This is a genomic window from Paenibacillus sp. FSL M7-0656, assembly GCF_038003225.1.
GTDB lineage: Bacteria > Bacillota > Bacilli > Paenibacillales > Paenibacillaceae > Paenibacillus > Paenibacillus amylolyticus.
On sequence record NZ_JBBOOT010000001.1, the window covers coordinates 4,171,309 to 4,196,738 of the forward strand.

21 protein-coding genes, 3 rRNA genes and 1 riboswitch are annotated in these 25,430 nt (G+C 46.9%); of the genes, 2 read left to right on the top strand and 22 right to left on the bottom strand.

Going from position 1 to position 25,430, the window contains the following annotated elements:
- Positions 1 to 25 precede the first annotated feature (25 nt).
- From yabG to MHI01_RS18565, 6 genes are all read right to left on the bottom strand, one after another.
- The gene (yabG, locus tag MHI01_RS18540) at positions 26 to 922 is read right to left on the bottom strand and encodes a sporulation peptidase YabG (RefSeq protein ID WP_017691377.1); all 897 of its coding nucleotides are present in this window, start codon (positions 920 to 922) and stop codon (positions 26 to 28) included.
- A 59-nt stretch (positions 923 to 981) separates the two neighbouring features.
- Positions 982 to 1,884, bottom strand: coding sequence for a 16S rRNA (adenine(1518)-N(6)/adenine(1519)-N(6))-dimethyltransferase RsmA (gene rsmA, locus MHI01_RS18545; protein WP_340983801.1), 903 nt, complete (start codon positions 1,882 to 1,884; stop codon positions 982 to 984).
- 4 nt (positions 1,885 to 1,888) lie between these two features.
- On the bottom strand, positions 1,889 to 2,434 hold the full coding sequence (rnmV, locus tag MHI01_RS18550; protein ID WP_017691379.1) for a ribonuclease M5: 546 nt from the start codon (positions 2,432 to 2,434) through the stop codon (positions 1,889 to 1,891).
- Between the two features lie 155 nt (positions 2,435 to 2,589).
- Positions 2,590 to 3,774 (bottom strand): 3D domain-containing protein, encoded by a 1,185-nt coding sequence (locus MHI01_RS18555; RefSeq protein ID WP_074092915.1) that lies wholly within the window; start codon positions 3,772 to 3,774, stop codon positions 2,590 to 2,592.
- A gap of 273 nt (positions 3,775 to 4,047) precedes the next feature.
- Positions 4,048 to 4,301, bottom strand: a riboswitch (cyclic di-AMP (ydaO/yuaA leader).
- Between the two features lie 241 nt (positions 4,302 to 4,542).
- Entirely contained in the window at positions 4,543 to 5,313 is a 771-nt protein-coding gene (locus tag MHI01_RS18560) for a TatD family hydrolase (RefSeq protein WP_340984877.1), read from the bottom strand.
- A 333-nt stretch (positions 5,314 to 5,646) separates the two neighbouring features.
- Positions 5,647 to 6,924 (bottom strand): HD domain-containing protein, encoded by a 1,278-nt coding sequence (locus MHI01_RS18565; RefSeq protein ID WP_036606129.1) that lies wholly within the window; start codon positions 6,922 to 6,924, stop codon positions 5,647 to 5,649.
- Between the two features lie 317 nt (positions 6,925 to 7,241).
- On the opposite strand from MHI01_RS18565, the gene MHI01_RS18570 reads away from it, so the two are divergent.
- Positions 7,242 to 7,496, top strand: coding sequence for an AbrB/MazE/SpoVT family DNA-binding domain-containing protein (locus MHI01_RS18570; RefSeq protein WP_024633700.1), 255 nt, complete (start codon positions 7,242 to 7,244; stop codon positions 7,494 to 7,496).
- A gap of 282 nt (positions 7,497 to 7,778) precedes the next feature.
- On the opposite strand, the gene rsmI is transcribed toward MHI01_RS18570, so the two are convergent.
- From rsmI to MHI01_RS18630, 12 genes are all read right to left on the bottom strand, one after another.
- Positions 7,779 to 8,663 carry a 16S rRNA (cytidine(1402)-2'-O)-methyltransferase gene (gene rsmI / locus MHI01_RS18575; protein WP_036606130.1) on the bottom strand — a complete coding sequence of 295 codons (885 nt, stop codon included), beginning with the start codon at positions 8,661 to 8,663 and terminating at the stop codon, positions 7,779 to 7,781.
- Entirely contained in the window at positions 8,664 to 9,443 is a 780-nt protein-coding gene (locus MHI01_RS18580) for a tRNA1(Val) (adenine(37)-N6)-methyltransferase (RefSeq protein WP_036606131.1), read from the bottom strand.
- Positions 9,444 to 9,538: 95 nt separating this feature from the next.
- Positions 9,539 to 9,907 (bottom strand): DNA replication initiation control protein YabA, encoded by a 369-nt coding sequence (gene yabA / locus MHI01_RS18585; RefSeq protein ID WP_017691386.1) that lies wholly within the window; start codon positions 9,905 to 9,907, stop codon positions 9,539 to 9,541.
- 28 nt (positions 9,908 to 9,935) lie between these two features.
- Positions 9,936 to 10,736 (bottom strand): PSP1 domain-containing protein, encoded by an 801-nt coding sequence (locus MHI01_RS18590; protein WP_017691387.1) that lies wholly within the window; start codon positions 10,734 to 10,736, stop codon positions 9,936 to 9,938.
- A gap of 117 nt (positions 10,737 to 10,853) precedes the next feature.
- Positions 10,854 to 11,825, bottom strand: coding sequence for a DNA polymerase III subunit delta' (gene holB, locus MHI01_RS18595; RefSeq protein WP_036606132.1), 972 nt, complete (start codon positions 11,823 to 11,825; stop codon positions 10,854 to 10,856).
- A 9-nt stretch (positions 11,826 to 11,834) separates the two neighbouring features.
- Complete coding sequence (locus MHI01_RS18600; protein WP_017691389.1) at positions 11,835 to 12,278, bottom strand: YaaR family protein; 444 nt, start codon at positions 12,276 to 12,278, stop codon at positions 11,835 to 11,837.
- 344 nt (positions 12,279 to 12,622) lie between these two features.
- The gene (locus MHI01_RS18605; protein WP_017691391.1) at positions 12,623 to 12,952 is read right to left on the bottom strand and encodes a cyclic-di-AMP receptor; all 330 of its coding nucleotides are present in this window, start codon (positions 12,950 to 12,952) and stop codon (positions 12,623 to 12,625) included.
- Positions 12,953 to 13,013: 61 nt separating this feature from the next.
- Positions 13,014 to 13,661, bottom strand: a complete 648-nt coding sequence (gene tmk / locus MHI01_RS18610; RefSeq protein WP_101315024.1) for a dTMP kinase — start codon at positions 13,659 to 13,661, stop codon at positions 13,014 to 13,016.
- A gap of 217 nt (positions 13,662 to 13,878) precedes the next feature.
- Positions 13,879 to 14,571, bottom strand: a complete 693-nt coding sequence (locus MHI01_RS18615; RefSeq protein ID WP_083685168.1) for an LrgB family protein — start codon at positions 14,569 to 14,571, stop codon at positions 13,879 to 13,881.
- A complete protein-coding gene (locus MHI01_RS18620; RefSeq protein WP_340983802.1) occupies positions 14,541 to 14,918 on the bottom strand; it encodes a CidA/LrgA family protein in 378 nt (125 codons plus the stop codon). Before MHI01_RS18620 ends, MHI01_RS18615 begins: the two co-directional genes overlap by 31 nt.
- Before the next feature lie 560 nt (positions 14,919 to 15,478).
- Complete coding sequence (locus tag MHI01_RS18625; protein ID WP_340983803.1) at positions 15,479 to 17,305, bottom strand: aminotransferase class I/II-fold pyridoxal phosphate-dependent enzyme; 1,827 nt, start codon at positions 17,303 to 17,305, stop codon at positions 15,479 to 15,481.
- 257 nt (positions 17,306 to 17,562) lie between these two features.
- Positions 17,563 to 17,748 (bottom strand): sigma factor G inhibitor Gin, encoded by a 186-nt coding sequence (locus tag MHI01_RS18630; protein ID WP_017691396.1) that lies wholly within the window; start codon positions 17,746 to 17,748, stop codon positions 17,563 to 17,565.
- Positions 17,749 to 18,247: 499 nt separating this feature from the next.
- Here MHI01_RS18630 and MHI01_RS18635 point away from each other — a divergent pair, with 499 nt between their 5' ends.
- Positions 18,248 to 18,772 carry a hypothetical protein gene (locus tag MHI01_RS18635; protein WP_036606136.1) on the top strand — a complete coding sequence of 175 codons (525 nt, stop codon included), beginning with the start codon at positions 18,248 to 18,250 and terminating at the stop codon, positions 18,770 to 18,772.
- Positions 18,773 to 19,429: 657 nt separating this feature from the next.
- Here the strand turns inward: MHI01_RS18635 and MHI01_RS18640 are convergent.
- The 4 genes from MHI01_RS18640 to MHI01_RS18655 form a co-directional block, all read right to left on the bottom strand.
- Positions 19,430 to 19,870, bottom strand: coding sequence for a hypothetical protein (locus MHI01_RS18640; RefSeq protein ID WP_017691399.1), 441 nt, complete (start codon positions 19,868 to 19,870; stop codon positions 19,430 to 19,432).
- Positions 19,871 to 20,082: 212 nt separating this feature from the next.
- A 5S ribosomal RNA gene (gene rrf, locus MHI01_RS18645) occupies positions 20,083 to 20,199 on the bottom strand.
- A 78-nt stretch (positions 20,200 to 20,277) separates the two neighbouring features.
- Positions 20,278 to 23,203 (bottom strand): 23S ribosomal RNA (locus MHI01_RS18650).
- Positions 23,204 to 23,512: 309 nt separating this feature from the next.
- A 16S ribosomal RNA gene (locus tag MHI01_RS18655) occupies positions 23,513 to 25,065 on the bottom strand.
- Together the 16S, 23S and 5S rRNA genes form the textbook arrangement of a ribosomal RNA operon.
- Positions 25,066 to 25,430: the final 365 nt, after the last annotated feature.

Sequence of the window (25,430 nt, forward strand, 5' to 3'; positions counted from 1 at the left end):
AAATTGGGACTTTAAATGGCCTACATCAGACTGCCGACGGGTTTACTTTTAGCGTAGATAAATCATTCAGCCCAGGCAGACCTACCCGGTAACTCCCCCGTGTCTCGACACCACCCACACCCTGGCTACCACTGATGGTATTGTGCAGAACATCACTCATGTTGACCGTATCGCGCACAGAAGTAAAGGAGGCCTTGGCTGCCACATAGACCGGATCAAGTGCATGAATGAGAATTCTGCCTGGGGAACTGGCAAAGTTCGCTCCAGCGCGCAACAGTGCCTCAAAATGGGACTGACAGGCCCCTGCAACAATAGTGAGGGCGTCCAGATGGCGTTCATATTGTCTGGCCACCTGAATGGCCGATACAAAATTTTGCGAGTTCTTGTAGCTACCAAGACTATATAAGTCATAGGGCTGACGTGTCTTTAACACCCCATCATGACCCGTAATAACTACGATATCCGGACGTACTTTGGGTAATAAGCGGTATAAGGTATCTGCCATTGCCGATTCATGGACATACTGTCCCTCTGCGGGTACACGAAGTTGCTCATAGAGATCCATACTTTTTTTCAAATAGTTCGGATCTCCATCCAGATGAAGCACCTTTCCAGGCATTTCAAAATAAGCCGGTTCCTGCTGGGCAGACCAATCCTGTACCAGACCTTCACGATTCCGCTCAGCCTGTTCCATACGATTCTGCTGCAGACGGGACAGGGTCTGATGTGCTTTAATATGCGCCTGTCTGGTCTTGGCGCTTTGTGGTTCGTAGGGAACCTGTATCAAATCGTCCACCGGGGAATCGGCAATCAGCCGGAACTCAGTCCCTTTAATGACCGCAGCATCCAACTGGAGGCCTTCCACCCGAAAAGTCACATCGCCGCCGTATGACTTCCGAACGACCAAGTCTCCGATATTCATCAACGTAATCACCTCTACCCCATCGTATGGGCAGAGACCCGGTTTGGTTCATTCAAATTTTACAGCGTTGCACGTACCCCTGCTTCCCACATTACGGTGCTGAGTGTGGCATACTCTTGCAGACTCAATGTCTCTCCACGCCGGGACGGTTGAATACCTGCCTGCTCCAGCAGAATGTCTGCCTGTTCCCGGTTCTCCTTTGTGAAGAAACGTGCCTTCAAGTTGTTTGAGATTGTTTTTCTCCGCTGGGCAAAAGAAGCCTGTACCACTTCGAAGTAGTGTGCTTCATCCGGAATCTCCACTGGCGGCTGCTCACGCACTTTCAGCTTAATGACAGCTGATTCCACATTAGGTTGCGGAATGAAGACCGTAGGAGGCACAATACACACAAGTTCCGGCATACTGTAGTACTGAACTGCGATGCTTAGACTACCGTAGTCTTTTGATCCTGGTGCAGCAGCCATGCGTTCAGCCACTTCTTTTTGGATCATGACAACAATGCTGTCTACCGGCAGCTTCTCTTCCAGCAGTTTCATCATGATTGGAGTTGTTACATAATAAGGCAGGTTAGCTACGACACTAACTTTGTCCACGGATGCAAAATCCGTATTAAACAACTCAGCCAGATCAAGCTTCAACACATCCCCATGATGAACACGTACATTCGAATAAGGCTGCATCACTTCTCCCAGGATTGGGATCAAGCGCTGGTCAATCTCTACGGCTGTGACAGGACCGGCTACCCGAGCCAGTCGCTCCGTGAGGGCTCCAATACCCGGCCCGATCTCCAGTGCGCCCTTAGACTCGTCCAGATCGGCTGCATTAACGATTTTGTTCAGTATATTTTGATCGATCAGAAAGTTCTGACCCAGACTTTTCTTAAATGAGAATCCGTGTCTTTGAATAATCTCTTTCGTACGCTTGGGCGTTGCAATTTCAATCGTCTCTTCCATGTTCTTCATATGCTCACAATCCTTCACGTTCAATTTGCGCTAATGCTGTAGAGAATTCTTCCCGTGTAATCTGAAATACACTGAGACGTTTGTGGAACTGCTTCCCGTTACAATAACCGATGCCTAGCAGATTGCCCATCTCCATGCGACGTGCAGCAGCCTGCGGATGCACGATAAGTCCTGCCGCGATCAGGTCCTCCCAATCGATCAGGCTCGGAGCACCTTCGTATGAAGTATGTACGCGCGCCAGAGCATGACGGATCGCCTCTGGTGAGGCATTCTCCACCCCAATGTCCCCTTTGCGCGTTGCATCGGCTTCCGGAATGAAGGCATGTTTGCAGCCTGGCACCTTGTTCGCAATAATTTTTCGAATGCGTTCGCCAGCATGATCCGGATCTGTCAGTACAATGACTCCCCGTCTCTCCTGAGCAAGCGCAATCCGCTTCAGAATGCGTTGGTTGATTGCTGATCCACCTGTTTCTATGGTATCGGCTTCCACGGCCCGACGGATAGCTACCGTATCGTCACGGCCTTCCACCACAATGACTTCTTTTATCATGTTCCATTTCTTCCTTTCTAACGCAAAAAGAAGAGGAATATCCTCTTCTCTGCCAAACGGCGGGGGAGACTGAATTCAGACTCCTCCGCCGCATATTCCGCATGAATCATTCATGCAACTATTTTATAGCATTCCCATTTCAAAGTAAAACGATTTTAGTTCGCTTCCGGCTTCACCGGACCGATCACGTAGACCGTCTTGCCTTTCTTACGTCCAAAATTCAGGGCATGCTTCACACTGTCATAATACACATCAATTTTGTTGCCTTTAATGGCACCGCCTGTATCTTCCGCACGACGGAATCCCAGACCTTCGATATATACCCACCAGCCAATTGGAATGACTTTGGGATCAACCGCAATGGTGCGTCCTTCCGTTACACGAGTACCGGAAGCTGTTTTAGTTCCAATGCCAGGCTCTTCGGAAGAGTAGGCAGTCATGGATACATTTTTAAGTACTTTGGAGTATTTAAAAGAAGTTCCGGATACGGTAATTACTTTGCTGCCCGAGGCAGATGTTTTCTTCGAGTTCGTTGTTGTAGCCTTTTTGGTTGTTGATGTTTGAGCCGATACGGTCTGAATCTCAGGTTCCTTCACGACCGGTTTTGCTTTGGTGCCGACAGCGATCACTTTATCTACACGATTATTAGCGACAGATTTGCCGACCATTTTTTTGGAGACCAATTCTCCATCCTGAAATACCTTTTCGATATGCTGTACAATTGTGCCTTCTTTGCCGTTCACAACGACACGGTTATCACCTTTGTACAAGCTAGGGTCAGCCGTTTTAATGACTTTGTAAGCGATCGGTTGCTCTACATCCACTGTACGCTTTGTTACGCGCACTACACGAATCTTCATCTCCGCTTTGATAGCAGTTCCAAGCGCCGGATACACTTTATCATTACTTTCAACTTGAATACCTGATTTTTGAATTGCATCTTCTACCGATGAATCGGTTGTATACAGAGTCTTGGTGTCTCCGTCTGCCGTAATGTTAACTGGAACGGCCCGCTCAATAACGATTCGGTCTCCATCTGTTAACGCCCCATTCATGGACATGGATACCTTATCGTGAGGGCTGACTGTGATCGACTGCTCCTCCAGCATTTCCTGAAGCATTCCTGTACGAGTCTCTACCACCTGAGCTTTGCCATCAATAACCAGTGAAATTTGTTTCCCGGCCTGACCGTAAACGACTAACAAGATCATGATTGTAAGCGCAATTGAGAAAATCGCGATCAATGCCATTTGACGCATGTTCTCATGCTTCCACCGCAACGCGAAAGACTTACTGGATGATCGTGACTCATGGGTCTCTTCTGGTTGGAATGTGCCCACTTCTCCGTCCTCCTTCATAGCCTCGCCGTCTAAAGTAATGCATGATGTCTTTGACGTGACTATACCAAATTTTCTACAGAACACAGATTGGACCAACATAATCCGGTTCTGCACCATGAATCAATCTTCGCAACATGATGTCATCCTCCTGAATACCTACCGTATGATGACAATATTTCTTTTATTCAAAAACAAAAAAGCCAAAGAAAGAGTGTAAGAGGAACTCTTTCGTGGCTTCCGAATGATTTTGAATATCGGAAATTCATGCACGAGGTTGCCTCTCTTTTTCCGCTTGCGAGGTTAGCTGTCGGGTTCGGGCGAAAGAGAGCCGCCCTATCTTGGGTCACCCGCTCATGGCGGACGCCCTTGAATTCACCCCGAGACCCAAAGAAGAAATCAAATACGGCTTCGCAGTTCCCTTCGCTGCTTTTGGGTCAGCGAACGTTGCGCATCGGCCAAATACACCGATGTTTAAGCCCTATTGGTTCCCCCGCTCTCCGTTAACGGAGACTCAGCGAGACTGATTCATGAAAGTAATGTTGTTTCATCGGAAAGTGTCCCTTTGTTCATCCCCCGAACATCTGTCCAATTTTCCGCACAACAATTCACTGAAAAGATGATATCCTGTTTTGATGCATGTTGTAAAGCGTTGATCAAGTACGTTTTTCTGAATATTTGGTTAAAATATTGTAATATTCTTGATTTATTTGGATCAAAGGGCAAATTACCTCCGCTTACCTGCCTTTTTCACCTCATTTGCTCGTTTTTTTAACGAATCCCAAATCGTTCCATGGCATTTTTGGTTGTTATTGCAGCAATTTCCTCCACCGAAATGCCTTTAATTTCCGCAGCTGCCTCTGCAACCAGACGTACATGCGCTGTCTCATTTCGCTTCCCACGATAAGGGTGCGGTGTCAAATATGGAGCATCTGTTTCAATGAAAAACCGGTCCATAGGAACCTTCTCCAGCACCTCTTTGGGTTGCTTTGCATTTTTGAATGTGATCGGTCCTCCGAAGGAGAGATGGAAGCCCATATCGAGGCAACTTTTTGCTGTTTCCCAGCTGCCCGAGAACGAGTGCATCACACCACCAACTTCACTCGCCTTCTCTTCACGCAAAATTCTTATGATATCCTCATGCGCATCCCGATTATGGATGACAATTGGCATGTTCACTTCACGCGCCAAAGCAATTTGTTGTCGTAATACGCGATGCTGTATTTCTTTTGGTGAAGTATCCCAGTGATAATCCAATCCAATCTCACCGATCGCAACCACTTTTTCATGCTTGCATAAAGATGCAATCCACTCCAAATCGCCCTCCTGCATTGTGATCGCATCTACGGGATGCCACCCTACAGCTGCATATATAAAGTCATATGTTTCAGCGAGTTTCATTGTGGTTGGAATTGTCTCCCGGTTAAAGCCAATGTTGATCATGCGACCAACTCCTGCATCCACAGCACGCTGAATCATTTCCTCGCGGTCCTCGTCGAATTGTGGTGCATCCAGATGTGTATGTGTGTCGAACAGCATCATGTCTGTATCTCCCTTCATGTCGAAATAACGACTATCTTCTTTTTCAAAATCCACTTTGTAAAATTCAATAATTTAATGACTCATACATAAAACATTTTGGGTAATCTGTGTATTACATCATTACGTTTGTTTCTTCACAACTACAATATATAGAAGATATACGGATATTCTGATCTATATATTGCTAATTGTGCTCATTCTGCCTGCTTGCATTTACAAAATTATGTCGATCTACATATACTCCCCATTAAAGCAGATTACTGTATCATGGAAAATAGCTCTTTTAGAAAGTGTTTTGATATCGAAATTCTTCATCGGATTATACCCACACGATTACAAGAAATAGGGGCGTATATGTGACGGTAATTCGTGAATAATCGCATCCACCTTGTTTTGCGGGTAATACAAATGATGTTTCCCTCGGTGAAGCCCACTGATGGAACGGACAATGTCAGATACTTCTGACAACTCACGTAAATTGTCCTGTCGATCCAGAAGAAGAATCTGCTTATCTGTGGATTCATCCGGACGAAACACATCATACGGATTATCCGAAGGAAAATCAATTTCAAGATCATATTCGGGATCGAGGCCAGCCTGTACAAAAGCTTCCCGAATCTCTTCCATCATTGTCAAGTCGACCTGTTCAAGCTCTACATACTTATATAACTTGCGATCCATAAAACGTTCGCATAACTCACTCAGAACAGTATCGTCCTCCTTGCGCCACTGCGTAAATGCCGTCTGAATTAATGCTTCATCCAACTGCAAATATTCATCCACGGATAATTCTCCTTCAAATAATTGAGGGAGTGGATCAATCATGAAGCGGAATTGAAAACCATGTTGTAGGAGTGTTTTCGCTCGCTTGAATATTTGCCGCAATATAATTTCAGAACTACGAGTTACCGGATGGAAGTAAATCTGCCAATACATCTGATACCGAGACATTAGGTAATCCTCCACAGCATGCATGCCTGACTCCTTGACTACAATCCGCCCATGATAAGGACGCAGCATCCGAAGGATACGATCAAGGTCAATCGTGCCGTAATTTACACCTGTAAAATAGGCATCCCTGAGCAAATAATCCATTCGGTCTGCATCAAGCGGACTGGTCACCAAGTTCACCACAATCGGCTTTTCATACGTTTTTTGAATGACAGACGCTACTTTCTCAGGAAAATCAGGAGCATACCGTCTTAAGATCGCCCCTACTTCGGTATCACCTGTAATAATGCGACAAGTCCAATCTTCGTGATTCATGTCAAAAGCTTCCTCGATGGAGTGAGAGAATGGCCCATGCCCGAGATCATGAAGTAGAGCTGCACACAGAGCTACAATCTTTTCTTCCTTCGGCCAATCCGAATAATGACTTCTTTCAAATTGAGAGATGATCTTGCGTGTGATCTCATAAACACCTAGTGAATGTGAGAACCGACTATGCTCTGCTCCGTGAAAGGTAAGGTAAGAAGTACCCAGTTGACGAATCCGGCGTAAACGCTGAAATTCTGGGGTGTTAATTAACTGCCATATAACCGGATCTTGCACGTGGATATAATTATGTACCGGATCTTTGAATACTTTCTCTTCCGTTAAACGTTGTTCCATGTCGACTCACTCCTTTAATTTCTTTTATATTAACGCTTTGAGCTCTGCGATTCATCTAAGATTCGACACCATATGACGAACTTTGTCGAATGAAGTAGTTTTGTCGTTTTCCAAATCGACAAAGCTGACATTGAGGTTTAAATGCGAAAAACGGCTTCCAATCCCTTACCACCAGTAACCTTGTGAAAAACAGCCTTAATTTTAAGCTAATTTTAAGGTTGACTGATTTGGGAATCGTTGGTATGATGAGTATCATAAAACATAAAATAATGTCGAATAATGACAAAGATAGTTAGCTGAGAGGAGCACTGATTATAATGATGAAATCAACAGGTATTGTAAGAAAAGTGGACGAACTGGGACGGGTAGTTATTCCAATTGAATTGCGCCGTACGCTCGGTATTGGTGAAAAAGATGCTCTGGAAATCTACGTTGACGGCGAGCGCATCATGTTGAAAAAATACGAGCCTGCTTGTATCTTCTGTGGTAATGCAGAGAACGTTACTTACTTCAAAGGTAAAATTGTTTGTAACGAATGTATTTCCGAAATCCCTGCACCTGTGACAAAATAAGAAAAACCAGGTATACTGGACTTATCTAAATTGTTATTTCTAACCTTTTTAATATTCCTTAATGACCTTCCCGGTGTGAACCCCACCGCGGAAGGTATTTTTTTGCCTTGTTATGGGTTCCATTACCCAAAATGATTCTGTCACACGCGAACTGGGAGAGAACGATGAAATTTGTTCGGAATTTTTTTTAGCCACTCTGCTCTTTTTAATATTCCACTAAGGTTGGATATAAGCTTCTTTTCAGGTTATGTTCCCCACAACAGAAAATATTTGGTTAGATTACTACTCGATTAATGCATTATATACATCACGCTTCGCCAGACCGCGATCGGTAGCCGTTTTTTTCATTGCATCTTTGCGGTTATGTCCTTCACCCTCATAATGGCTGACATGATCCGCGAGTGACATGAGCTGCCACCATGCTTCGCGCTCAGCCTTACGCTCCTCTTCCTTAATGCCCTCTACCAGCAAGCAGTACTCGCCAAGAGGTGGATGTTCTTCAAGCCAGTCTATGCATTCCCTCACAGTACCCCTTGCGAATTCCTCATGACGCTTGGTTAGTTCACGAGCCAGGACAATCGAGCGATCACCCAGAATTTCTTCAAGGTGGACTAATGTTTTCCGAATACGATGAGGCGATTCATAAAATAACAAAGTCCCGTTGGATTCGTCAAACGCCTCCAGCACTTTTCGCATGTCCTTTTTCTCCCGCGGCAAAAAACCGCCGAATGTAAAACGCTCCGTCGGTAATCCGGACACGATCAGAGCAGACAACGCAGCATTGGGCCCCGGGATGGGAATGACCGTTATTCCAGCTTCCAGTGCAAGCTGTACAAGGTCAGAACCAGGGTCCGAAATAGCTGGCAAACCGGCATCGCTGACGAGTGCCAAATTTTTTCCTTCTATTATATAGCGTATCAGTTCAGGTCCACTCGCCCCCTTATTATGCTCATGATAACTAAACAGCATCGAAGGTGTAATTTCAAAATGGGTAAGCAGCTTTCGGGTCTGGCGTGTATCTTCTGCTGCAATGATGTCACAACTCTGCAATGTCTTGATGGCACGGAAGGTCATATCCTCCAGATTACCAATGGGTGTTCCAACCAGATAGAGCTTGCCTGATCCTTCAGGCTGCTCCGCATAGCTTTTTTGAATATGCAAAGTCATCTAAAGCCCTCCTTTCGTAGTACGCTCAGCATGTTGCTGACCATAGTAAATATCCATAATCTCTTCGCAGTATTTCCCCTCTTCATTGTAGACAATGAGTGGAGGAAGCATCCTAACTTCCGGTTTACCATCTTTCATTCCTTCAATTAACACCATGTTGGCTTCCAAATGAGCACGGGGATGTACCATCCGAATCCGTTTTGGTTCCAGCTTATATTCGCGCATGAGTGAGATAATCTCTGCAAGGCGCTGTGGACGATGAACCATCGATACTTTGCCGCCATTACGTACAAGTCGACTGCAAGCTTGTATCACTTCTTCCAGGGTACATCCGATCTCATGACGTGCCATTGCCTGATGTGTGTTCATCTTGAGATCACTGCCATTCAGAGGCATATATGGAGGATTAACGGTTATTGCATCGTATACAGCATGTCCTGTTTCTTTCACGAGTTCTCGCAAATCACCTTCACGAATCATAATCGACTCATCCAATGCATTTAATTGCACACTGCGACGCGCCATATCAGCCAAACGTGGCTGAATCTCGATCCCTTCCAGACTAGCCTGCGTACGCGTTGTAAGCAAAATGGGAACCACCCCGTTACCCGTACACAAATCAAGTATACGACCCCGTTTAGGTACGGAAGCAAACCGGGCTAATAATACGGCATCCATCGAAAAACTAAACACTTCATCACTTTGAATGATTCTCAGATCATGAGAGAGCAGATCATCAATCCGCTCTGACTCATGTAACACAACTTCATTTTCTTCCATATGTTACGCTCATCCTCCGGTACTCTATATCTCATGTTCGTTTAGTTTAGGTTTATAACCTTGAAAAAAAACCGTAGGGGATCCCTACGGTCACTTCATTTATTCAAAAAAGACAGGCAGAACAGACAATCGCCTTCCGTCCGCAAATGTCCATAATAGACGTTGCAGATATGGAAGCCTTCGTGATACAACCGAGCCAGATTATCATACCCTTCACCCACAACATCCTCGCCTGTAGCCGGACCTGCTGGTCTTGCTACAGGAGCGAGTGCTGATGAGATCGGCAGATCTGCCGGAGCCTCACGTTTGAGCAGTTTGCGTAACTGCTCATTCTCGATGGTAAGCCGCTGATTATCCTCAAGCAGCTCCTTCACAATCATTTTTAACTCTCCTAAATCACCGTGCAACTGACCCAGTTGGGTTTCCATTTCATGAATGTGCGTAAACAGATTTTTCTTTTCCAAGTTTCCACCCCGAAGCAACCTTTATGGTTTACTTGATAACGACGTCATCCAGCGGAAGTTCTTTGACTTTACTGATGTCGAACAGTTGAACATGGACTGTGCGGCTACCGGCATTAATTCCGACAACTTTTCCTTCACCCAATGAGGTGACGACCAATTTGCCTACAGCTGGCAGTTCTTCTCTCACACTTTCATAGTTATCATGCTCAAATTTCAGACAGCACATGAGTCTTCCGCACAACCCTGAAATTTTCGTCGGATTCAGTGACAGGCTCTGATCTTTAGCCATCTTGATTGATACCGGCTCAAAGTCTCCCAGCCAGGAAGAACAACACAACACACGGCCGCAAGGTCCGATTCCGCCAAGCATCTTCGCTTCATCACGTACACCAATCTGTCTCAGCTCGATTCGTGTCCGGAATATGCTTGCCAGATCCTTGACCAGCTCCCGGAAATCAACTCTTCCTTCAGCTGTAAAATAAAATATAATTTTATTGCGATCAAACGTAAATTCCACATCGACCAGCTTCATTTTGAGGCCATGGTCTTTGATTTTATTTAAACAAGTACCGAATGCTTCTTTGGCTGCACGTTTGTTCTCATCAACCACACGGGCATCTGTATCGCCCGCAACGCGGATGACTTTCTTCAGCGGCAACACCACATCGGACTCGCCCACTTCCTTCTTACCTACGACAACCTTACCGTACTCAACCCCCCGCGCTGTCTCCACGATAACGCAGTTTTCTTTCTCAATGGGAAGGTCCAGGGGATCGAAGTAATAAATTTTGCCCGCTTTTTTGAAACGGACACCCACTACACTGTACAAAAAATTAACCCCCTTGTAAGCCAACCCCACTTCGTCTGAAGCCCCGTCTTCTTAGGGAACCGGCCGAAGTTATAACCGTTTGCATATGATTGGAGCTAACTTTGCCCTCTCCCAGTCTTATGCCAAACCGATCAAAAATTGCTCCAGACAAAGCTGGCCATTGACGTTGAAACGCAATTTTTTTCTGCATGCTGCGGCCATATCCATATAGGAGACCCACTGCTCTGTGCTGCGGGTATGTGCCAACTGAGATAACATGTCTAACTGATCTATAAAAACGATATGTTCATGCCTATCGTACTGAACATACAGCATGTCCCTAAACCATAGATGGAACAAACTAAGCAGCATGTCCAGGTGTTCAGAGAGTCCGGTTTTAAAAAGCTTCTGCTGTGCAGAGATCAATGATGTACTTCCTCTACCCAGGGACTCCTTCCCTAATTGTAACATTACGTTTCTAATTTCTGCAAACCAATTCTGCTGGAGAATTTCTCTACATGCTTCCAATCCTGACGCTAAATGGACGGCAGAGCGAGCCAGATTGGCAGGATGCCCTTCCTCAATTAGTGATTGCAGCATCTCTTCCGGATTCAGTGCGCTGAACGGTACCAATTGGGAGCGTGAGCGGATCGTTGGCAACATGGCCTGTCCATTATCTGTAATCAGGATGCCGACTGCTGGTACCTGCGGTTCCTCCAGAAATTTGAGCAAACTGTTTGCTGCCTGCACCGTCATTTTCTCGGCTTGTTCTATAATATATACTTTGGGATGGCCTGCCTCTGATCGGTATGAAAAGATACGCTGCAGATCCCGGATTTGATCTATTTTAATGTTGTTTCCATCTGGTGCAAGCATGGTTAGATCCGGATGGTTACCATGATCTACCTTACGACATTCAAGACACTGCCCACAAGCGTCATCTTCAAGCTCTGTACAGAATATTGCCTTGGCAAAGGTAATTGCCGTCTTCCGTTGCCCGCTACCAGCTGGACCGCTAAACAAATACGCATGGCTTATTGCCTTACGTCTCAAACTGCTTTGTAACATTTTCTTGGCCGCTTGTTGACCCATAATCTGTTGAAAGGACATACTTCCTCCTCAGAAGCTTAAATTAATAAGCATCCCCCGAATTTCGCCTACTTGTTGTAATAGAGAGATTTTTCCTTCTTCTGTATCCAGCAATTCATCAGCCATGGATAACAGAGCGGAGTCAATTTCATCAATCAGCTTATACCGCTTACCTCTGCCACGACGATCCCAACCCCTTGTCTCTTTCATGGATACACCGCGACGAACGGTCTCTTCCAGGAACCTTTTAACAAGTTGCTTATACGCCTTCAGTTCACGAATCGTCATGGAACGTGCCAAGCGATCTCCCTGAAGCTGGATTTCACTAAACCGGCGATTCAGTTCAGCTTGTGAGGCCCGTTCCCCCTGGTGATTCATCATATCAGAGAAATTTTTGGATTGAACCGGTTTGGAACCTGAATCAGTAGAACTGATCCCGCTCTGAATCGGTCTGAATCCAGGATTGATTTTCATGGATACGCCCGCTTTCTATCATAGTTAGCCAATCGCCCATCAGCACAGTGCGCGTTGCGCCTGTGCGTGAGAATGAGGCTTTTATATATGCTGATCACACTCTATATATAATGGTAGATACACATCACCATCAAGGACTAGTTCTTTGTAGTCAACCTCTTTCCGAAATGAACCATTCCCCCAGCTGGGAAATGCTCATCCGGAAAGAGTATGCTGATTTTTCTCGTCAAAAAAGGCGCTCCGTAAGTGGCACGCACGAACTCTGTTAACTCTTCTTGCATCCATCGTTTCCAACATGCTATCGATCATGAAGGACCCTCATGGGATCCATGCAATAGGTTTAATTAGAAATGTTCGAAGCGATCTACCGGGAGAACAAATACAGTAGCTCCGCCTACTTGAACTTCAACAGGTAGCGGCAGGTAAGAGTCGGTTGTTCCACTCATCGGTGTGACCGGAGTCACGAGCTGTTCACGAACCTTACAGCTGCTGCGAATGACGTTCATTACGGATTCGACTTGACCATCATCGACACCGATCATAAACGTCGTGTTGCCTGCCTTCAAAAATCCGCCCGTACTGGCAAGCTTCGTCGCCCGAAAGTTTGCTTTGACCAATGCGCTGGATAATCGGTTGCTGTCTTTATCCTGTATAATCGCAACAATCAGTTTCATCCTGCATAACCTCCTTTAGAATAAGCACCTTTATCAAATGCCCTGTCTATATATTAGACAATTACTCGTCAAAATCCTTCAAAATCCCTGTCTCCAGCGACAAAATCATTGCTGCCAAGACATCCTCCTGCTTCATGGAAGCATCGATAACTCTGATCCGTTCTGGGAACTGCTCTTTTAATAGGAAGTAACCCTCTCGCACTTTACGGTGAAACTCCAGATTTTCCAGATCCAGACGGTTCACTTCGCGGCCATCATGAGCATCGATCCGGGCAAGCCCCACTTCAGGCTCAATGTCCAGATATAAGGTCACATCCGGCATGAGATCACCAATCGCAAAACGGTTAATGGCCCATACATTCTCTATCCCGAGTTCACGGGCGTAGCCTTGATAGACCAGACTGCTATCGACAAATCGGTCACAGATGACTGCTTTTCCAGCTCTCAGTGCAGGCTCTACTTTCTCCGCCAGATGCTGGCTGCGTGCAGCTGCATACAATAGTGCTTCGGTTCGAGCATCCATTGCCGTATGAAGAGGGTCCAGAATAATTGAACGTATTTTCTCCGCAATCTCAATTCCACCAGGCTCTCGCGTAACTACGTAAGGTATACCCCGTTCTTCAAAATAAGAACCTATTCTACCGATCATCGTTGTTTTACCGGAACCCTCTCCCCCTTCCAGCGTAATGAATTTACCTCTGCCCTGCATATGCTTCCCTGCTTTCTATGTCGATAATTGCATCTATTGCTGCTGTAATTGAATATGCTTAGACCCTCTTGCTACAAGATATGATATCCCCCGCCCAGAGGTGTATAGCTACAGCTATATCGGTACGTATTAATAACACCAAGATCATACAAGCTTGTTTCTTTCTATCATACTATAGGTCAGCGGTTACTCCAACATGAACAACAAAGTAAAGCGTTCAACCGTAGATAATCCATACCCATAATGGAAGCATAATTGATCCGGCAATAGCACTGACAATCATGGAAACTGAACTGAGGGCTACCGCATTCTCTCCATATTCAAAAGACCTTGCCATGCCGAGGGCATGAGATGCTGAACCCAGTCCAATTCCATAGGCATGTTTACTGCGGACCTTGGCCCATTTCAAGAGCATCGGCCCCAATAATATCCCTGAGAATCCTGCAATCATCACAAACAGCGATGTGAATGAGGCATTCCCCCCAACCTGATTAGCGAGTTGAATAGCCACAGGAGTTGTCACTGATTTTGGCAATAAAGCGATGACCATCTCTTGCGGATAGCCGAGCAGAATGGCGATTAAAGCGCCTGTAGCGATACCTGTAATACTGCCTCCGATTGTTCCACCCACAATTGGAATGATATTTTGCTTCAGAACATGCAGATGTCTGGACAAGGGAAAAGCGAGCGATACGACTGCTGGTCCCAAAAGCTCCTGTATCCATTTTCCACCCAGCATGTAGGTATCCAGCTTTATACCGGAAATCACCAAGATCAGAATCAGGATGGCAGTCGTTGTGAGTACAGGCATAAGGATCGGCCATTTCAGCCTTTTATATAGACGAGTGGCTGGAATATATACAGCGATGGTTAGCGCGATCATTCCAATTCCGAGGATGAATGCTGACAAGTGATCGCCTCCTTTTTGCCTGAATGAGACGATCTCCATGTCATAAGCCACTCACTTAATTTGGCAGATATCAGACATGTGATTAATGTGCTAACAATCAAACCAAGAACCAATAACAATGTGTTGGCTCTAAAAAAATCAAAATGATTAATAATGCCCACAGTTGGCGGGATGAACAACAATTGCAGATGAGATTGAAGCCACGTCGACCCTTCTTCTCCCCAGCTCATTCTGATCCATCCCAGTTGAATGATGACAAACAATACCAGCATGCCCACAATACTGCCTGTTAACGGCAGATGTAATACAGCTTGAATCAAGTTTCCAATCCAATAAAAACCGTACATCAACAAAACTTGCAGGACTATTCCTGTATATTTTTTTAGCGGAATACCCAAAGTGTTCCCTTCTTTCTTATGTCTATCTATATAAGTTGAACTAAAGCGTGTCTTCAAACTGAATGTGTCTGGAGCAGGGCACGGAGCGGGAGGGCTAACGACCCTGTGACGTCTTATTTAGCGATTTGAAACGCCCGCAGCAATCTAAGGAATCTGAAAGACGCTATATTGGAATAACCAGCCGTTTACAGCGTGTTTATTAGGTGATTTTGGTTAATAACGTGTCTCAGGTTTCTTACAAAATAAAAGGAGGACTCGAAGGCTAAATAAGACGTCCTCGATTCCTTAGAAAATCGTCTGGACAATTCGCCAGGATCAGCAATCCTTGATTTCAAGATGTTGGACCCTGACATCCTTCAACGTCTTGCATGCCTGAGTTTGAAGACACACCCTAGCAACTAAATTAATGACCAAGAGACCCTCACATGTGTAGGGTCTGATATCGCTATCCGTATTGGTCATATAAACTACCTATTGGTGAATGCAATTCAGATCTTCATGTGTTCCCTTCATTCCTTCATGACCTTCAATGACTGTAGAGATGCATCGGATACCCCATGAAACTTTGCACCCTCATCCCGCAGGAGTTGTATACGAGCCACCATCGATGGACTAATACGTTCACCCGGATATACAAGCGGAATCCCTGGAGGATAAGGAATAACCATCTCGGCTGATCGACAACCCGCGCTTTTTTCTATCAGGACATTGATCGTATCCGTCTCCACAATCGGTTGCAGTGTAAAGGAGATCGGTTCCGAGTAGCGAGTTTTTTCTTGTAAATTGTTCCACGTGGAAATATAATGTGCCGAACCTTTCGCAATCTGTTGCGATGGCACTGCATTAGATTGGACCTGCTCATGCCCGTTGGCAGAGCTGATATGGTGTAAAGCCTGCAACAGGTGCTGAGCATCTTGCACCGTTGAGCCCAGGCTGAAGAGCAAGACGACGTACCGTTCGTCGCTCATCTCAGGCACACAGCCGCACGCTTCCAGCTGCTGCTGTAGCCCATAACCGCTCAGCACCCCTGCGCCGTCATAGATGACAGCCTTGAATGGGTCCTGAGCGGTATACCCCGCGGCAGATGGCATCGCCGCCGCGGTCAGACCCTCCCGTGTCTGCTGCGCAGCGGACACGGACAAGCCAGCCGGCTTCGCAGTCCCGGCTGGCGGTTCTGGCTGCAGCGGCTGTGCAGGCTGCAGCAACTGGAAGCGCGGCAGCTCCGCGAGGCCGCGCTTAAAGGCATTCACGGCGGTGAGCCCCGCCGTGAATGTGTTCGCGCCCTGCACGTGCAGCAGCCGGCGCGCCAGATCAAGCGAAGCCATCACCGGGTATGATGGGCTTGAGCTTTGCACCATGGCCAGGCGTTGCCTTAACAGGGACCGGTTTAACAGTGGTCCCTGAATGTGCAACATGGCACCCATGGTGAAAGCCGTCAGCATCTTATGTGTCGACTGCACTACACCGTCTGCTCCGCACGACAGTGCAGAGACAGGCAGCTCCGGATGCTGCCCATAATGCGCGCCATGCGCTTCATCCACGAGCAATGGTATGCCAGCGGCGTGGCATACCTCGGCTATGGGCGTCAGATCAGCGCCCATGCCGTAATAATTGGGCAAAGTGACTAACACGCCCTTTGCCTCAGGATAGGACTGGACAGCAGCCTGAACCGTCTCCACAGACGGCATGACCGCAAGTCCAGACGCAGGATCGACCCACGGCTCCAGAAATACAGCTCTTGCGCCTGCCAGCATTAACCCGTGAATAACCGATTTGTGCACATTTCGTTGCACCAGTACAATACTGTTTGGCTCGTCACACACGGTGAGCAATAAGGACAGATTACCAGCAGTACTGCCTCCCACAAGGAAGAAACTCTCCTCCGCTCCAAAACAATCTGCCGCAAGCTCCTGTGCTTCCTGGATTACACCTTCCGGATGATGCAAATCGTCGGTGCCCGTAATCTCCGTAACATCCATCTCCATCATCTCCAGAAATGAACGCACCGGTACCAGTTCTAATTCCGAGTGAGCCCCTTCAACGCTGAGTCGTTCCACACTCTCCAGATCAGCCCCATGTTCACCCACCGAACTGAAACGCTCTACCTTCTGGTTAACATTCTTTCCTCCATCATTCTGAATCTCACCGTTGTTCTGGTGTTCCTCATTAACGATATCCTTAGCTCGAGGTTGCCCTGCTTCTGCTTGTTCTACCAAATGTCGATAAGCTTGTCCATTCTTATGCCCAGGCACATGAAAAGAACGCTGCTTCGAATCACGATACGCAAGCAACGCTTCATATAAAGGGGCACTACTTAATTTATTTTTATGTTCCATGAAATAACCATCCTGTACATATATTATGTGCGTCCTATGCGCTTTAAAATGCTTCCTAATCCAAGGAACGCACTTCTTCCCCATCTCCACACGCGTTACTGCAAATGATCTATACCATTATATCAGCATACGCCTTCCCAAGATGGCAAACAAGACAATCTCTACTCTTAAAAACAGAAAAAGGCCCATTGGGCCTCTATACACATCAGCATCGTTACAATGTGATGTTTCGCTTCTACTTCTATTAGCAACATTCATTATGCGTTTTTTTGTACCCAAATTTGCTTCATTTGATGAATAAAATAATTGTACTTGGCATCCTGCGCGTCGGTATGAACCATTTCTGCTTCACAAGTGTCACATATGAATTCAGATACAATAAAAATGCCTTCTCTTTTTCTTTGCTCGCAGATAATACATGTGTGTTCGGCATGTTCTTCCATGAACCATCCCACCTTGTTTTACGTTTACTATCAGTATTGCACAGTTTCTATTATTTTAAACATTTTCATAGTGCTTTCTTTCTATAAAATATATATATTCGCCCACCCCCTCTTGGGTGTCTGTACCGAAAAATACATTCATTCTCCCTACAAGAACATCACCTGCTTATGTATATACAGTAATCCTACATTCCATCGCATTTACCTCTACATCACGTATCCCTTGGCCTGACTCAAACTTATATTTAATTTCCTTAAAAAAACTTGGAATCCCAGCCGATATATAATACATGATAACGATATCAAATCCTGACAGTCCATGTATTCGGGAGTATACTGAGATAAGCTCCGTCGAATCTCAATATCTTGTACAATCGTCATGGCGTGAGATACAAGGTTCATATATACATACATGTATGATTCATTCCCTTTTACTCGTGTAAGAAAAACGAATACCCACCCCACATAAACGTGAATCCGAAGGAGGATATATAATCGTATGATCGCCGAACCGGAGAATAAAGCAACATTTTATCAATACCGGCTTCTGAAAAAAAAGGCTATCGCCCGCAGTGTCATTTACAGCTATCTGTGTCTGCCGGTCATCATGCTCTTATTCAATCTACTCGCATTCTCCTGGACTGGCCTCTTCTTTTTTGTACTGGCAGGTCCAATCACCATCTGGATTCATTATGTCATCGCCAGAACGATATTACTTCTGGTCCGTACCTCTTACGCCAAACGCTGGCGCTGGAATATGCGTATGCCCTGGTTAGGTTATATCCCTGATCAGCATTTTAGCTTCCGTATGTTTGTCCGGGTACACCTTAACATGAGCTGGATTGGATTATGTATCATTACAGTATGTTTGATATGGTCGCCATTGTCCTTCACCCTCTCGCTGATCTTCTGGCATTTGTGGTTGCTGGGTCCTCGCTTGTATGTTGTAATGGTTCTCTCCCGTGAGCGTAAAGACGGACTCATCAAATTGAATGAACAAGATGTTTCATATTATCTGCAATAACACTCCCTCATTTATGCAATACTCAATGTACCTTACTTACTTGTAATACATAACCGCTGAGCCCTTCGAATAATCTGATGCAAAAACATAATCGTGTATCGTTCAGTTGACTCAGCCTCACATGCTCAAATAAAGGTTATCCACAGTGGATAACCTTTATTTATTGTTCCCTTCTCATCCATTATCCACAGCATGGGCATAGTTAAATGAGTTATCCCCACTCGAGGCTCCGTTCTTCTCCTCTTTTCCTCCCGCTGCTCCATATCCTCATAACCCCAGATATCTCGTAGATCTTACACCTTTGAGCGATCTCTCACTCAGTCTCAGCTCTATATGCCTCAAGCTGCTTTCCATCAGCCATTCATTACCTCAATACCACTATGCAACTATATATCTCCCCCTCTACTTTTAGCGCTCTACAATCCCCTATGCTTCAAGCACACATACCACCTATACATGTACGGAAGGAAACTACTCATTCCTTCCTTCTGTACCTTTATGACCTCTGATCCACCATACGTGATAGCTTCTCCCATCATTACTAAGGCCTACTTCGCTAAATAACAAAAAGCCCCCGATCATGTACACGGGAGCTTTACTATATTATAAGGAACATCACAGCGTTAATTAATCATACTAAACCATACTTTAACCAGCTTAATCATCTTCAGCCAATGATTTAACTGTCGTTTGAGTAGCATCATTTCTAGGAACCATTAGTGTAAAGGAACCATCATGTACTGCTAAATGCACAGTATGTCCTTCCTTTGCAAATACACGCAAGGTACTGGATTCATTGGATGTACCCTTGGCTTGCCTCTCTGTCCAACCCCAGCTTTTAATCTCGTCTAGATATACCTCAGGCAAGCTAGTACTCTCACTAATACCAGACAGCGTATATCGAACATAATCCATATCCGAATTATTTTCAGACTGGTCAGATTTATTCGCTACTTTTGGCACCGGAAAACTCTTCTCGTTCACCGCACCTTCATATGAAGTCCATACAGATCCTGAAGCTTCACCGCATCCTGCTAGAACAACGGTCAAACAAAGCAACAGAAATGATTGTAGTCCAAGTCTCCGCCAACTTAACACACACACCCTCCTTTTCACAGCTGCACATTCCAGCTCTGTGGTCAGGTACTTTTAGCATATTTAACATAGTCCTATTATACTGGTTTTGCCGCTGTTATCCGTAACAAAAATGTTACCTTCCAGTATCGATCGTGTCAGAGCTTCCGCTTATCATATTTAATCCTTATAAACAAATAAAAACCACCACCGAATAACATCGGCAGTGGTTCTTTGCTTGGCGGCGTCCTACTCTCCCAGGACCCTGCGGTCCAAGTACCATCGGCGCTAGAGGGCTTAACGGTCGTGTTCGGGATGGGTACGTGTGGAACCCCTCCGCCATCGCCACCAAACGCAACGCTTAGCTTACATTCAGAGATCGTTCTCTGAAAACTAGATTCGAAACGAAACATGCGAATTATCACTTGCTATTGGATAAGCCCTCGACCGATTAGTACTGGTCAGCTCCATGCATTGCTGCACTTCCACCCCCAGCCTATCTACCTCGTCGTCTTCAAGGGGTCTTACATACTGGGAAATCTCATCTTGAGGGGGGCTTCACGCTTAGATGCTTTCAGCGTTTATCCCGTCCGTACATAGCTACCCAGCGGTGCTCCTGGCGGAACAACTGGTACACCAGCGGTACGTCCATCCCGGTCCTCTCGTACTAAGGACAGCTCCTCTCAAATTTCCTACGCCCACGACAGATAGGGACCGAACTGTCTCACGACGTTCTGAACCCAGCTCGCGTACCGCTTTAATGGGCGAACAGCCCAACCCTTGGGACCTACTTCAGCCCCAGGATGCGATGAGCCGACATCGAGGTGCCAAACCTCCCCGTCGATGTGGACTCTTGGGGGAGATAAGCCTGTTATCCCCAGGGTAGCTTTTATCCGTTGAGCGATGGCCCTTCCATGCGGTACCACCGGATCACTAAGCCCGACTTTCGTCCCTGCTCGACTTGTAGGTCTCGCAGTCAAGCTCCCTTATGCCTTTGCACTCTTCGAATGATTTCCAACCATTCTGAGGGAACCTTTGGGCGCCTCCGTTACTCTTTAGGAGGCGACCGCCCCAGTCAAACTGCCCACCTGACACTGTCCCCGCACCGGATTACGGTACCAGGTTAGAACCTAGATACGATCAGGGTGGTATCCCAACGTTGCCTCCACGCAAGCTGGCGCTCACGTTTCAAAGGCTCCCACCTATCCTGTACAGATCGTACCCAAATTCAATATCAAGCTGCAGTAAAGCTCCATGGGGTCTTTCCGTCTTGTCGCGGGTAACCTGCATCTTCACAGGTATTAAAATTTCACCGGATCTCTCGTTGAGACAGCGCCCAAGTCGTTACGCCATTCGTGCGGGTCAGAATTTACCTGACAAGGAATTTCGCTACCTTAGGACCGTTATAGTTACGGCCGCCGTTTACTGGGGCTTCGGTTCACAGCTTCGGATTGCTCCTAACCACTCCCCTTAACCTTCCAGCACCGGGCAGGCGTCAGCCCGTATACTTCGCCTTACGGCTTCGCACAGACCTGTGTTTTTGCTAAACAGTCGCTTGGGCCTTTTCACTGCGGCCCCCTCGTGCTATTCACACTACCGGGGCACCCCTTCTCCCGAAGTTACGGGGTCATTTTGCCGAGTTCCTTAACGAGAGTTCTTCCGCGCGCCTTAGAATACTCTTCTCGCCTACCTGTGTCGGTTTGCGGTACGGGCACCATCACCTGGCTAGAGGCTTTTCTTGGCAGTGTGAGATCATGACCTTCGCTACTATAATTTTCGCTCCCCATCACAGCTCAGCCTTACAATGTGCGGATTTGCCTACACATCAGCCTTACTGCTTAGACGGACATCCATCAGTCCGCGTCACTACCCTACTGCGTCCCCCCATTGCTCATAACGGCTTACGGTGGTACAGGAATTTCGACCTGTTGTCCTTCGACTACGCCTTTCGGCCTCGCCTTAGGTCCCGACTTACCCTGAGCGGACGAGCCTTCCTCAGGAACCCTTAGGCTTTCGGCGGATCAGATTCTCACTGATCTTTTCGTTACTCATACCGGCATTCTCACTTGTATAATGTCCAGCGCTCCTTACGGTACACCTTCAACCCTTATACAACGCTCCCCTACCCCTGATGCAAAGCATCAAGCCATAGCTTCGGTGGTGTGTTTAGCCCCGTTACATTTTCGGCGCAGAGTCACTCGACCAGTGAGCTATTACGCACTCTTTCAATGATGGCTGCTTCTAAGCCAACATCCTGGTTGTCTGTGCAACTCCACATCCTTTCCCACTTAACACACACTTGGGGACCTTAGCTGATGGTCTGGGCTGTTTCCCTTTTGACAATGGATCTTAGCACTCACTGTCTGACTCCCGGAAGTAAGTCTATGGCATTCGGAGTTTGACTGAGCTTGGTAACCCTTGCGGGCCCCGCACCCAATCAGTGCTCTACCTCCACGACTCTGTTTTCCGAGGCTAGCCCTAAAGCTATTTCGGGGAGAACCAGCTATCTCCGAGTTCGATTGGAATTTCTCCGCTACCCCCACCTCATCCCCGCATTTTTCAACATGCGTGGGTTCGGGCCTCCAGTGCGTGTTACCGCACCTTCACCCTGGACAGGGGTAGATCACCCGGTTTCGGGTCTACGTCCACGTACTAACTCGCCCTATTCAGACTCGCTTTCGCTGCGGCTCCGGCTCTTCACCTTAACCTTGCACGGGAACGTAACTCGCCGGTTCATTCTACAAAAGGCACGCCATCACCCCTAAAACGGGCTCTGACTTTTTGTAAGCACACGGTTTCAGGTTCTATTTCACTCCCCTTCCGGGGTGCTTTTCACCTTTCCCTCACGGTACTGCTTCACTATCGGTCGCTAGGAAGTATTTAGCCTTGGCAGATGGTCCTGCCGGATTCATACGGGGTTTCACGTGCCCCGCACTACTCGGGATCCGTCTCGGAGGGAACAGACTTTCAACTACAGGGCTTTTACCTTCTTTGGCGGGCCTTTCCAGACCTCTTCGCTTAACCGGTTCCTTTGTAACTCCATGTGAGACGTCCCACAACCCCAAAGAGCAAGCTCTTTGGTTTGGGCTTCTCCGCGTTCGCTCGCCGCTACTGACGGAATCACTATTGTTTTCTCTTCCTCAGGGTACTTAGATGTTTCAGTTCCCCTGGTATGCCTCTGCATAACCTATGTATTCAGTTATGAGTAACTGGAAATTACCCCAGCTGGGTTTCCCCATTCGGACACCCCCGGATCAAAGCTTGCTTACAGCTCCCCGAGGCAGTTTCGTTGTTCGCCACGTCCTTCATCGGCTCCTAGCGCCTAGGCATCCTCCGTGTGCTCTTAGTAGCTTAACCATTTTGTTCCGGTTTCGGTCGCTCGCTTCCCTTGTTTTGCTTGCGCAAAGCCAAAAGTCGCTCTCACCCGATACCATCACAAAAGCAATTTAACTACCTTTATACACTTGACTTGTTTGCACAAGTTCAGCTTAAAGGAATGTTCTAATTCGCGTTTGTTTCGTTTCGATATCTAGTTTTCAAAGAACAAGCTCCATGCAAAAGCAAGCTGTTTGAGAGTTTGAGCTCTCAAAACTGAGCAACGAGTGAGTGTTTTGCAGCTAAGCTGCGTATTTGAATGTTTCCGTTGCAGGAAACGATTCTCCATAGAAAGGAGGTGATCCAGCCGCACCTTCCGATACGGCTACCTTGTTACGACTTCACCCCAATCATCTATCCCACCTTCGGCGGCTGGCTCCTTGCGGTTACCCCACCGACTTCGGGTGTTATAAACTCTCGTGGTGTGACGGGCGGTGTGTACAAGACCCGGGAACGTATTCACCGCGGCATGCTGATCCGCGATTACTAGCAATTCCGACTTCATGCAGGCGAGTTGCAGCCTGCAATCCGAACTGAGACCGGCTTTGTTGGGATTGGCTCCATCTCGCGATTTCGCAGCCCGTTGTACCGGCCATTGTAGTACGTGTGTAGCCCAGGTCATAAGGGGCATGATGATTTGACGTCATCCCCACCTTCCTCCGGTTTGTCACCGGCAGTCTATCTAGAGTGCCCACCCGAAGTGCTGGCAACTAAATATAAGGGTTGCGCTCGTTGCGGGACTTAACCCAACATCTCACGACACGAGCTGACGACAACCATGCACCACCTGTCTTGAATGTTCCGAAGAAAAGGTACATCTCTGCACCGGTCATTCAGATGTCAAGACCTGGTAAGGTTCTTCGCGTTGCTTCGAATTAAACCACATACTCCACTGCTTGTGCGGGTCCCCGTCAATTCCTTTGAGTTTCAGTCTTGCGACCGTACTCCCCAGGCGGAGTGCTTAATGTGTTAACTTCGGCACCAAGGGTATCGAAACCCCTAACACCTAGCACTCATCGTTTACGGCGTGGACTACCAGGGTATCTAATCCTGTTTGCTCCCCACGCTTTCGCGCCTCAGCGTCAGTTACAGCCCAGAGAGTCGCCTTCGCCACTGGTGTTCCTCCACATATCTACGCATTTCACCGCTACACGTGGAATTCCACTCTCCTCTTCTGCACTCAAGTCACCCAGTTTCCAGTGCGATCCGGGGTTGAGCCCCGGGATTAAACACCAGACTTAAATGACCGCCTGCGCGCGCTTTACGCCCAATAATTCCGGACAACGCTTGCCCCCTACGTATTACCGCGGCTGCTGGCACGTAGTTAGCCGGGGCTTTCTTCTCAGGTACCGTCACCTTGAGAGCAGTTACTCTCCCAAGCGTTCTTCCCTGGCAACAGAGCTTTACGATCCGAAAACCTTCATCACTCACGCGGCATTGCTCCGTCAGGCTTTCGCCCATTGCGGAAGATTCCCTACTGCTGCCTCCCGTAGGAGTCTGGGCCGTGTCTCAGTCCCAGTGTGGCCGATCACCCTCTCAGGTCGGCTACGCATCGTCGCCTTGGTGAGCCGTTACCTCACCAACTAGCTAATGCGCCGCAGGCCCATCCCCAAGTGACAGATTGCTCCGTCTTTCCAGTTCTCTTCAGGCGAAGAAAACAATTATTCGGTATTAGCTACCGTTTCCGGTAGTTGTCCCAAACTTGAGGGCAGGTTGCCTACGTGTTACTCACCCGTCCGCCGCTAACTATCCGAGAAGCAAGCTTCTCTTCAAGTCCGCTCGACTTGCATGTATTAGGCATGCCGCCAGCGTTCGTCCTGAGCCAGGATCAAACTCTCCAATAAAGTATTGAAAAGAGCGATAAGCTCATTTTGAATCTGACGAGATTAAAAATCTCATTTGTGCTCCAGCCGATTCAAGCCAAGGCTTGTCTCAAACTTTTGCGTTCATTCTGCAAGCAGAATGTTTACTCACTCGTTGTTCAGTTTTCAAAGATCAAACTTATTTTGTTACCGAATGTTGTTCTCTTCAGCAACTTTTATATCTTATCACATCCGAACCAACTTTGCAAGCTCTTTTTTTAAGTTTCTTTCGAAGCTTATTTCATTCGCTTGCCGCACCGTGTATACCGTGTTTTCTTGGCCGGAATTAGAATATATCATGTACAGATATTGAATGCAAGTCTTTTTTTGATTAATTATATATCTTT

Bases quoted from the DNA above. Each gene is read 5' to 3' on its own strand.
- yabG (WP_017691377.1), bottom strand. From the start codon at position 922: ATGAATATCGGAGACTTGGTCGTTCGGAAGTCATACGGCGGCGATGTG.
- rsmA (WP_340983801.1), bottom strand. From the start codon at position 1,884: ATGAAGAACATGGAAGAGACGATTGAAATTGCAACGCCCAAGCGTACG.
- rnmV (WP_017691379.1), bottom strand. From the start codon at position 2,434: ATGATAAAAGAAGTCATTGTGGTGGAAGGCCGTGACGATACGGTAGCT.
- MHI01_RS18560 (WP_340984877.1), bottom strand. From the start codon at position 5,313: ATGATGCTGTTCGACACACATACACATCTGGATGCACCACAATTCGAC.
- MHI01_RS18565 (WP_036606129.1), bottom strand. From the start codon at position 6,924: ATGGAACAACGTTTAACGGAAGAGAAAGTATTCAAAGATCCGGTACAT.
- MHI01_RS18570 (WP_024633700.1), top strand. From the start codon at position 7,242: ATGATGAAATCAACAGGTATTGTAAGAAAAGTGGACGAACTGGGACGG.
- rsmI (WP_036606130.1), bottom strand. From the start codon at position 8,663: ATGACTTTGCATATTCAAAAAAGCTATGCGGAGCAGCCTGAAGGATCA.
- MHI01_RS18580 (WP_036606131.1), bottom strand. From the start codon at position 9,443: ATGGAAGAAAATGAAGTTGTGTTACATGAGTCAGAGCGGATTGATGAT.
- holB (WP_036606132.1), bottom strand. From the start codon at position 11,825: ATGTCCTTTCAACAGATTATGGGTCAACAAGCGGCCAAGAAAATGTTA.
- MHI01_RS18600 (WP_017691389.1), bottom strand. From the start codon at position 12,278: ATGAAAATCAATCCTGGATTCAGACCGATTCAGAGCGGGATCAGTTCT.
- MHI01_RS18605 (WP_017691391.1), bottom strand. From the start codon at position 12,952: ATGAAACTGATTGTTGCGATTATACAGGATAAAGACAGCAACCGATTA.
- tmk (WP_101315024.1), bottom strand. From the start codon at position 13,661: ATGCAGGGCAGAGGTAAATTCATTACGCTGGAAGGGGGAGAGGGTTCC.
- MHI01_RS18620 (WP_340983802.1), bottom strand. From the start codon at position 14,918: ATGTACGGTTTTTATTGGATTGGAAACTTGATTCAAGCTGTATTACAT.
- MHI01_RS18625 (WP_340983803.1), bottom strand. From the start codon at position 17,305: ATGGAACATAAAAATAAATTAAGTAGTGCCCCTTTATATGAAGCGTTG.
- MHI01_RS18630 (WP_017691396.1), bottom strand. From the start codon at position 17,748: ATGGAAGAACATGCCGAACACACATGTATTATCTGCGAGCAAAGAAAA.
- MHI01_RS18635 (WP_036606136.1), top strand. From the start codon at position 18,248: ATGATCGCCGAACCGGAGAATAAAGCAACATTTTATCAATACCGGCTT.